The sequence below is a fragment of the Parasaccharibacter sp. TMW2.1882 genome, assembly GCF_023337635.1.
Lineage (GTDB): Bacteria > Pseudomonadota > Alphaproteobacteria > Acetobacterales > Acetobacteraceae > Bombella > Bombella apis.
Map to the genome: position 1 here is coordinate 273248 of NZ_NWUT01000003.1, position 9566 is coordinate 282813.

7 protein-coding genes are annotated in these 9566 nt (G+C 61.1%); 4 read left to right on the top strand and 3 right to left on the bottom strand.

Going from position 1 to position 9566, the window contains the following annotated elements; translation table 11 throughout:
- Positions 1-39 precede the first annotated feature (39 nt).
- Positions 40-1254 (bottom strand): MiaB/RimO family radical SAM methylthiotransferase, encoded by a 1215-nt coding sequence (locus CO583_RS08800; protein WP_043558866.1) that lies wholly within the window; start codon positions 1252-1254, stop codon positions 40-42.
- Positions 1251-2060, bottom strand: a complete 810-nt coding sequence (dapF, locus tag CO583_RS08805) for a diaminopimelate epimerase (RefSeq protein ID WP_248630773.1) — start codon at positions 2058-2060, stop codon at positions 1251-1253. The genes CO583_RS08800 and dapF overlap by 4 nt, the downstream gene beginning before the upstream one ends.
- 174 nt (positions 2061-2234) lie before the next feature.
- Between dapF and CO583_RS08810 the strand changes: the two genes are divergently transcribed.
- The gene (locus CO583_RS08810; protein ID WP_227449724.1) at positions 2235-2870 is read left to right on the top strand and encodes a class I SAM-dependent methyltransferase; all 636 of its coding nucleotides are present in this window, start codon (positions 2235-2237) and stop codon (positions 2868-2870) included.
- A 132-nt stretch (positions 2871-3002) separates the two neighbouring features.
- Positions 3003-4808, top strand: a complete 1806-nt coding sequence (locus CO583_RS08815; RefSeq protein ID WP_081562894.1) for a DEAD/DEAH box helicase — start codon at positions 3003-3005, stop codon at positions 4806-4808.
- 32 nt (positions 4809-4840) lie between these two features.
- Here CO583_RS08815 and CO583_RS08820 read toward each other — a convergent pair whose 3' ends face one another.
- Positions 4841-5602, bottom strand: coding sequence for an SDR family NAD(P)-dependent oxidoreductase (locus CO583_RS08820; protein WP_103765617.1), 762 nt, complete (start codon positions 5600-5602; stop codon positions 4841-4843).
- Positions 5603-5685: 83 nt separating this feature from the next.
- On the opposite strand from CO583_RS08820, the gene CO583_RS08825 reads away from it, so the two are divergent.
- Positions 5686-6294: a YqgE/AlgH family protein gene (locus CO583_RS08825; RefSeq protein WP_043558854.1), complete on the top strand. Its 609-nt coding sequence runs from the start codon at positions 5686-5688 to the stop codon at positions 6292-6294.
- A gap of 234 nt (positions 6295-6528) precedes the next feature.
- Positions 6529-9129: an ATP-dependent chaperone ClpB gene (clpB, locus tag CO583_RS08830; RefSeq protein WP_248630775.1), complete on the top strand. Its 2601-nt coding sequence runs from the start codon at positions 6529-6531 to the stop codon at positions 9127-9129.
- Positions 9130-9566 lie beyond the last annotated feature (437 nt).

The following is a 9566-nucleotide window of genomic DNA, read 5'->3' on the forward strand; positions in this document are numbered from 1 at the left end:
TCGAATTGGTGTGAGAAGGGGGGAGCCGTCAAGCCCTGTTCAGGGGATTTCTGCCATGAGCATACCATCCTGCACAGCTGTGATGCGGATGCGCTCCAGCCGTCCCCGGTGGGATGGTTGCGCTTGCGGAAGTGTGAAGGCGGCAAATTCGGGTGTATGGCCGGTTGTCGGGCTTTCCATGAGGACGGTTTTTTCCTGCCCGACAAAGCGGTTCAGGAAACGGTCCCGTATGGTCTGGCCCAGTGCCCGCAGTCTGGCGGCCCGTTCCTGCCTTGTGGCTTTCGGCATGGCGGGCATACGGGCTGCCGGTGTTCCGGGGCGTTCGCTGTAAGGGAAGACATGGAGGAAGGGAATGGCCTGCTCTGCCAGAAAATCGTACGTTTCCTGAAAGAGGGCATCCGTCTCGGTGGGGAAGCCGGCAATCACATCAGCTCCGAAGCCGGTATCAGGCCGCAGATGGCGGACCTGTGCGATCAGTCCGGCTACGTCAGCTGTATTATGGCGGCGTTTCATGCGTTTCAGGATCAGGTCGGAGCCCGCCTGAAGGGAAAGATGCAGATGCGGCATGAAGCGGGGCTCATCAGCGATCAGGTCCCAGAGGGCCTTGTCCCCTGTATCTGGCGTGAGAATCATGGGGTCGATGGAGGAGAGACGCAGGCGGGCAATTTCCGGCACTTCATCCAGCAGATGGCGGCAGAGTTGGCCCAGCCCCATATCCTTCTGCTGCCATGAGGCAATGTCCACGCCTGTCAGGACAATTTCACAATGTCCCGCTTCTGCAAGAGCCCGGGCCTTGGGGATGATCTCCCCGGGAGGCATGGAGGTGGACTGCCCCCGGCCCGCCGGAATGACGCAGAATGTGCAGTCATTGTCGCAGCCCTGCTGAACCTGGAGAAGGGCCCGGATGTAGCGGGATGGTGGGGGAGCCTGCCCTGCCTCATCAGGCAGGCCCCATGTGGCAGGGAGCGTCTTTTCCGTATTGGGAATCACCCGGCTGACACCGGGCAGGGCAGCCCATGCATCTGCGGCCCGCTCGGAGGCGCAGCCTGTCACGATGATGCGGGCTGCCGGATTTTCCCGGTGTGCACGGCGGATGGTCTGGCGGGCCTGCCGCTCGGCCTCTGCCGTCACCGTGCAGGTATTGACGATGATGGTCTCTTCGTCCCGCATCTGCCCCAGGCGGGCCAGATGCTCCATGGCATCGCTTTCATGGGCGTTCAGGCGGCAGCCGAAGGTGAGAAGGGTGACGCTCATGGTGTGGTGGTCTGTCCTTTTTCCAGCCAGCTCTCATCCAGCGTGCCGGTGAAAACGGTCTGGGCCGGGCCGGTCATCAGGACGGAGCCATCATCCTGCCATGTGATGGTCAGGGCGCCACATTCCATGGTGACACGGCATGTCCGTTCCACAAGGCCACGCCGTGCTGCATTGACGACCGCTGCGCAGGCGCCTGATCCGCAGGCAAGGGTCAACCCGGCACCCCGCTCCCAGACCCGCAGGCGGATGTGGGTGGGGGAGAGAATTTCCGCAAAGCCGATATTGGCCCGTTCCGGGAAGAGGGGATCGGTTTCCAGAACTGGTCCCAGAGCGGCGGCATCTTCAATGGAGCGGAACAGTGTGAGATGGGGATTGCCCATGGAGCAGGCTGCTCCGTCGTGAAGGGGGAGACGGGCCGTGTCGCATTCCCGGGCGAGAGGGATGGTCTGCCAGTCCAGGTGGGGCGTGCCCATGAGGACGGAAATCAGCCCGTTTTTCTGCGATGTGGGGAGCAGGCCATTCTGTGTCTGAAGGGTTGGGCTGCCGCCCAGCAGGGCCACAACGCAGCGGGAGGCATTGCCGCAGGCACCGGCCTCCGAGCCGTCCGGGTTGAAGAAGCGGACCCGCACGTCCGCACCATCCCGTGTTGGGGCGGAAAGTGTCACAAGCTGGTCGCAGCCGATGCCCGTGCGGCGGTCGCAGAGGTGGCTGATGAGTGTGGTGGAGGGGGATAGTGGTGTCGTTCTGCCATCCAGAATGACAAAATCATTCCCCAACCCATGCATTTTCGTGAAGGAAACGCCCATGATGCCCCTCTGAGACGTGATGAAACCGCCTCTTTCTATAATGTTGCATGGCCGGGGTAAAATGAAGCCTTCCTGCTGCCGGTCTGTTTTTCCTGCCGGGGCAGGCATTGTTCAGGAATCCAGCTGCCCTATATTAAGAGACGACAGCAAGGAACAAGCCGAAAAGGGGAAGGCGTGCAGGGCCTACACGAAAAAGCATTCACACAGGCATCTTCAGAGCCGGATGAGGCTTTCTGGGCCCGGCAGGAGCTGGATTCCCTGATGGATATGGGAGCCCGCACGGCCATTACCGCTCTTTACCGTACCGCCCTGCCCGTGGGGGGGCGGACGCTGGACCTGATGTGCGGGGCCATGAGCCATCTGCCGGAGGATGCCACCTTTCAGGAATTCATCGGGCTGGATGTCAGCAAGGCGGCTCTCAAGGCCAATCAGGCCCTGAGCAGCGCTGTGGAACAGGACCTCAACAGCACGCCTGTCCTGCCGTTTGATGAGGCGAGTTTTGATGGAGCTCTCCTTTGTGATGGGCTGGCCTATCTGACAAAGCCGCAGCAGGTCATCGAAGAGCTGTTCCGTGTTCTGCGGCCCGGTGCGCCGCTGATCATCAGTTTTTCCGACAGATTCGTACCGGCCAAGGCCGTGGCCATCTGGCAGGCGCTGGAGCCGGAAGACCGGGTCCGTTTCACCAGTGCCCTCATGCAGCGGGCCGGTTTTGCGGAGCTGGATACCGGTGAGGTTGTCCCGCCGGAAGACCTTACAGCATGGCAGGATACGGTTCGGGCTGTCATTGGCCGCCGTCCTGTGGCAGGTTGAGCTGTAATCCAGCTTTTCAATATGGTGGTGGATCGTCTCTGGCCTTGCAGGGCAGAAAGGGGTATTCACCGTTTTTCTGGCTGCCACAAACTGGTTCGTGGCAGCATGTGTATGACCGAGTGTTCGTTGACGATGCCTTTTCCCGATACCCATCCCGCCCTGACCCGTGCTTTGGCTGCACGTGGCTATGAACAGCCAACGCCTGTACAGGAGGCCGTGCTGGAGCCGGGGCTGGAAGGGCGTGATCTGCTCGTCTCTGCGCAGACGGGCTCTGGCAAGACAGTGGCCTTTGGCCTCGCCTTTGCGACCGATCTGCTGACGGAAGGGGACAGGATGGCCCCGACCCGCTCCCCGCTGGCACTGGTGATTGCCCCGACCCGTGAGCTTGCCATGCAGGTTCAGACAGAACTTTCATGGCTTTATGCCGAGACCGGGGCCCGTATCGCCAGCTGCATCGGTGGGACCGATGCCCGCCGTGAGGCCCGCTCTCTGGAGCGTGGTGCTCATATCGTGGTTGGTACGCCGGGCCGTCTGTGTGACCATCTCTCCCGTGGCAAGCTGGACCTGACGGGCCTGCGTGCCGTTGTGCTGGATGAAGCTGACGAGATGCTGGACATGGGCTTCCGTGAGGAGCTGGAACAGCTGCTGGATGCATCCCCGAAGGAACGCCGCACCCTGCTGTTTTCCGCTACCATCGCTCGGGAAATCGCCTCTCTGGCACGGCGCTATCAGCAGGACGCCAAGCGGATTGATACGGTCTCCGGCCAGAAGCAGCATGCCGACATCACCCATCGCTGCGTGGTGACGGCCCCGCAGGAAGTGGAGCGGTCGCTTGTCAATGTGCTGCGGTATTATGAAAGCCAGACAGCCATGGTGTTCTGCAACACCCGCCTGCTGGTGAATCAGGTTCAGGCAGCCCTGCTGGAGCGGGGCTTTGCCTCCGTCGCCATTTCCGGTGAGATGGGGCAGAATGAGCGGTCTCGTGCCATCGAGAGCCTGCGCTCCGGTGCGGCCCGTGTCTGCGTGGCCACCGATGTGGCGGCCCGTGGCATTGATGTCCCGGCCCTCGGCCTGGTTGTCCATGCCAGTGTGCCGTCTTCTTCCGACACGTTCCTGCATCGTTCCGGCCGGACAGGTCGTGCAGGGCGCAAGGGCGTGAGCGTGCTGATGGTACCATTCAACCAGCGGCGCAAGGCGGAGCGTGTTCTGGCGCAGGCCCGTGTGAAGGCTGAGTGGGAGCCGGTACCAACGGCAGAGGCCATTGCCGAGCAGGATGCACAGCGTCTGCTGGAAGATCCGATCCTGACCGGGGAAGCCTCCGTTGCCGTGCCGGAAGAGATCGTGGCCAAGCTGACAGAACGTTTCGATGCCACCCAGCTGGCCCGGGCTCTGGTAGGGTTCCACAAGGCGCATCTGCCCCGTGTGGAAGATATCCGCCCTGTGTCTGTCGAGCCACCAGCCCGTGGTGCTGCCCGTGAAGGGGGACGTGGGTATGAGATGGCTGGTTCGTGGTTCCGCCTTGGCGTAGGGCGTAGTGAAAAGGCCGATCCAAAGTGGCTGATTCCGCTCATCTGCCGTCTTGGTGGCGTGCAGAAGCGGGATATTGGCAATATCTGCATCCAGCAGGATGACACGCTCTTCCAGATTTCTGATGAAAAGCTGGCCCGCTTCAATGCCTGTCGGGCAGGAGCAGAGCAGGACGAGGTGACCATTGAGCCAGCCGAGGCTCCTGCCGGTGGGGCCGGTCCCCGCCGGGGTCGTGGTGGCCCGCCGGGTGGGCGTCGCTTTGGTGCACCGAAAGGGCGTTTTGGTGGCCCCGCTGGCGGGGGACGTCGTGAGGGGCGTGAAGGTCGGGAAGGGGGCCGTGGCCCGTCATCCTTCAAACGTCGTTCCGGCCCGGCCCGCAGCGGCGAGAAATCCACCCGCCGCCGGAGCTGATTCCATCGCCGTTGAAGTGGAGAGGGAGGGGGTTACCCCTCCTTTTTCATGACGGCCAGCCCGCCAGATGCCTGACAGACAGGCATGATCTCCAGATGGTTCACGTTCATGTGGGCCGGCAGGCCAATCAGCCATGAGACGGTTTCTGCAATATCGGCAGGCATCAGTGGTGTGGTGTTTTCATAGACGGCTCGTGCCTTTGCATCATCACGCAGCCGCACGTTGCTGAACTCACTGCCACCCACAAGGCCGGGTTCGATGGTCGTGACACGCAGTGGCGTGCCCAGCAGGTCTGTCCGCAGATTCTTCATGAACTGGGAGACGAAGGCTTTCGTCGCCCCATAGACATTCCCGCCCCGATAGGCGTAATGACCCGCCGTACTGCCGATGGAGAGGATGTAACCGCGCTCCCGTTCTATCATGCCGGGGAGCAGGGCGTGGGTGATCTCCACGAGGCCGGAGATGTTTGTGTCGATCATGGTTTCCCAGTCATCCACGCTGGAGTCCTGTGCGGGTGTGACGCCCAGTGCCAGCCCGGCATTGTTGATGAGAACATCCACATGGCGCCAGCCCTCTGGCAGGGTTTCGGGCAGGGCGCGCAGGGCGTCCCGGTCGCTCATGTCCAGTGTGAGGGGGAGGAGGCTGGTGCCGAGTGTCTCATGCAGGTTGCTCAGCCGTTCACTCCGGCGCCCCGTGGCGATGACACGGTGCCCCTCCCGGACCAGCCGTGTGGCGATGCTTCTGCCGAACCCGGATGTGGCGCCCGTCACGAGGATGGTCTGTGGCTGGGTCATTGTGGGAACTCCGTGTATGAAGAATGAAAAACAGAACTGTCTTCTGTTATGCTGGACGCATCCCCTGTTTGTAAGAGGTGTTCATGCCGATTCTTGAGCCGATCGAGACATTGACGGGCCGTTTGCTGGTTGCCACCCCTGTTCTGGCAGGGACCGAATTTGCCCAGACGGTCATCTATCTCTGCGCCCATTCCGCCGAGGATGGAGCCATGGGGATGATTGTCAATCGTCGGCTGACCCACCCGGACATCAGTGCGTTGCTGCGCCATCTGGATGTATCGCCCAACCCGCCGCAGCGTCTTTTTGGTGTGGGTGTTGGCGGGCCGGTGGAGCCGGGGCGGGGTTTTGTTCTCCATTCGCCGGAAGGTGGAGGCCTTGGGCGTGGCAGGACAGGCAGCCGCATGACCGTCCTGCCGGATGAGCCGCCCGTGGCAGAAGTCAGTGCCAGCATCGAGATGATCCGGGAGCTGGCGGCAGGCCGGGGGCCACGGCAGGCCATGCTGCTGCTTGGCCATGCCGCATGGGCCGCCGGGCAGCTTGAAGAAGAGATTCTCCATGGCAATGCCTGGTATGTTGTTCCGGCTGATGAAGATATTGTCTTTGGAGCGGATCCCTCCACAAAATGGCAGCGTGCGCTGGAGAGTGTAGGGCTGGAACCGTCCTCACTTACGGCTTCAGTGGGGGAGGCATAAGGTTTCTGCGGGGCTGCCTTTCTATTGCCTGCATTCTGTTTTGGTCTCAGACTTTACCAGTCTGAAAGGTCCCGGAATCTCCTTGCAGACAGGCGTTTTTGTGGGTGAATCCAGAAACGCCCTCTTGAAACCGATGTGATCGTGCCTAAATTTTAGGCACGGTCTGTCGCCATATCGGGGCAGGCTGAACAGTCATCGCTGCCAAGGATGGGGCGAGAAGGAGAGGCAAATATCATGGATATTCAGAAATTTACGGAGCGGAGCCAGGGGTTCATTCAGGCTGCCCAGACCATTGCCCTGCGAGATTATCACCAGCAGCTGACGCCGGAGCATCTGCTCAAGGCCCTGCTGGATGACGAGCAGGGAGCGGCGACAGGGCTGATCCGTGCCGCAGGCGGGGACCCGAAGGTCGTCCGGCAGGCCAATGATGCGGCCCTGGCCAAACTGCCGGCTGTGCAGGGCAGCGGAGCGTCCCAGCCCCAGCCGACGCCTGACTTCGTGCGGGTGCTGGATGGTGCGGAGGCGGCTGCCAAGGCGGCTGGTGACAGTTTCGTGGCGCAGGACCGTCTGCTGGCAGGTATTGCGGCCAGCAGGACACCGGCCGGTGAGGCCCTGCGGCAGGGCGGGGCGTCTGCTCAGGCTCTGGAAAAGGCGATTGCGACGGTCCGCAAAGGGCGGACCGTGGATTCGGCCTCGGCAGAAAACAATTTTGATGCGCTGAAGAAATATGCCCGTGACGTGACGGCTCAGGCGCAGGAAGGCAAGCTGGACCCGGTCATCGGGCGTGACGAGGAAATCCGCCGGGCCATTCAGGTTCTGGCACGCCGCAGCAAGAACAATCCCGTGCTGATTGGTGAACCCGGTGTTGGCAAGACCGCCATCGTGGAGGGGCTGGCCCTGCGTATCGTCAATGGCGATGTGCCGGAGGCTCTGCGCAACAAGAAGCTGCTTTCTCTCGACATGGGGGCACTGATTGCTGGTGCGAAATATCAGGGTGAGTTTGAGGAACGCCTGAAGGCTGTCCTCAAGGAGATTGAGAGTGCCGAGGGGCAGATCATCCTCTTCATCGATGAGATGCATACGCTCGTTGGCGCAGGGCGTTCCAGCGGGGCGATGGATGCGTCCAATCTCATCAAGCCGGAACTGGCCCGGGGTGTGCTGCACTGCCTTGGCGCCACGACTCTGGATGAGTACCGCAAATATATCGAGAAGGACGCTGCGCTGGCCCGCCGCTTCCAGCCGGTCTTTGTGGGTGAGCCGTCCGTTGCGGACACGATCTCCATCCTGCGTGGGATCAAGGAGAAGTACGAGCTGCATCATGGGGTGCGGATCACCGACAATGCACTGGTTTCCGCAGCGACGTTGTCTAACCGGTACATTACGGACCGTTTCCTGCCGGATAAGGCCATCGACCTGATTGACGAAGCCGCCAGCCGCCTGCGGATGCAGATCGACAGCAAGCCTGAGGCTCTGGATGAGCTGGACCGCCGCATCATCCAGCTGAAGATCGAGCGTGAGGCCATCCGCAAGGAGGATGACACGGCCTCCCGTGAGCGTCTGGAAGCTCTGGAAGCTGAACTGGCTGACCTTCAGGAGAAGTCTGATGCGATGAGTGCGGCCTGGCATGCGGAGAAAGACCGCATGAATGCCGTGCAGAAATACAAGGAAGAGCTTGACCACGCCCGGTCCGAGGTTGAGGTGGCGCAGCGCCAGGGAAATCTCCAGCGGGCATCCGAGCTGATGTACAGCCGTATTCCGGAGCTGGAACGTCAGATCGAACAGGCCCAGCAGGCAGAAGCCCAGTCTGATGGCAATACGCTGTTCGCTGATACCGTGACGGATCAGGGAATCGCCGCTGTCGTGTCCCGCTGGACCGGCGTGCCGGTGGACCGGATGCTGGAAGGTGAGCGTTCCAAGCTCATGCGGATGGAGTCCGTGCTGCGTGAGCGTGTCGTGGGGCAGGAATCGGCTCTGGTGGCCGTGTCCAATGCCGTGCGCCGTGCCCGTGCCGGGTTGCAGGACCCCAATCGCCCGATTGGCTCCTTCTTGTTCCTTGGTCCGACCGGTGTGGGTAAGACGGAGCTTGCCAAGACGCTGGCGCAGTTCCTCTTTGATGATGAACGTGCCCTGCTGCGGATCGACATGAGCGAGTTCATGGAGAAGCACTCCGTCTCCCGTCTGATCGGTGCCCCTCCGGGGTATGTCGGTTACGATGAGGGTGGCGTGCTGACCGAGGCCGTGCGGCGTCGTCCCTATCAGGTCATCCTCTTTGATGAGGTGGAGAAGGCGCATGAGGATGTCTTCAACATCCTGCTTCAGGTGCTGGATGATGGCCGCCTGACGGACGGGCAGGGTCGTGTGGTGGATTTCCGCAATACGATCATTGTACTGACCAGCAATCTTGGTTCCGAGGTTCTGGCGCATCAGAAGGATGGCGACTCAACCGAGGCCGTGCGGAATGAGGTGATGGAGGTTGTTCGGGCGCATTTCCGGCCGGAATTCCTGAACCGTCTGGACGAGATCATTCTCTTCTCCCGTCTCCAGCGGGCGGACATGGGCCAGATCGTGGAGATTCAGCTGGGCCGCCTGCGGCATCTTCTGGCTGATCGCAAGATCACCCTGTCTCTGGATGAGAAGGCACGGGAGTGGATGGCCGAGGCTGGGTATGATCCGGTCTATGGTGCCCGTCCGCTGAAGAGGGTGATCCAGCGTGAGCTGCAGAACCCGCTGGCTGGTCTCTTGTTGGAGGGGACCATCCATGACGGAGATGAGGTGACCATCTCGGCCAATGATCAGGGACTGCTCATAAATGGACATTCGGCAGCCCAGAGCTGAATGGCGTGATGGAAGGCCGCCCCGCAGGGGGCGGCCTTTTTTCTGTTGTCGATTCTTTTTGGTGGGGTGATTCGCCGGGGTTGTGTTTTTGGGGTTGGGTGGCGGTTTTCTGGGGTTTTTGAAGAGTTTGTGAAGAAACTTTGAGAAAGTTTCGGGAATCGTGTTGACCGTATGGGGGTGGGTGCGTATAAGCCCATTCACCGGCGGCGCTGGAGCGGAAGTTTCGGGGCGGCTGGGGTGGTCATTGACAAGAGAATATGGGTTATAAAGTAGAGACTGGAAGGGATATGTTGGCGGCGTTTTCGTTAGTGAAGGCTGATGGAAGACGGAAGCTGATGTATCTGACTTTAAGTTTGATGCGTTGAATTGAGCTGGATGTTTTATTCTGTTGGTCTGGATTGAACCTGAGAGTTTGATCCTGGCTCAGAGCGAACGCT

Bases quoted from the DNA above. Each gene is read 5' to 3' on its own strand.
- CO583_RS08800 (WP_043558866.1), bottom strand. From the start codon at position 1,254: ATGAGCGTCACCCTTCTCACCTTCGGCTGCCGCCTGAACGCCCATGAA.
- CO583_RS08825 (WP_043558854.1), top strand. From the start codon at position 5,686: ATGCCGATTCTTGAGCCGATCGAGACATTGACGGGCCGTTTGCTGGTT.
- CO583_RS08815 (WP_081562894.1), top strand. From the start codon at position 3,003: ATGCCTTTTCCCGATACCCATCCCGCCCTGACCCGTGCTTTGGCTGCA.
- clpB (WP_248630775.1), top strand. From the start codon at position 6,529: ATGGATATTCAGAAATTTACGGAGCGGAGCCAGGGGTTCATTCAGGCT.
- dapF (WP_248630773.1), bottom strand. From the start codon at position 2,060: ATGGGCGTTTCCTTCACGAAAATGCATGGGTTGGGGAATGATTTTGTC.
- CO583_RS08820 (WP_103765617.1), bottom strand. From the start codon at position 5,602: ATGACCCAGCCACAGACCATCCTCGTGACGGGCGCCACATCCGGGTTC.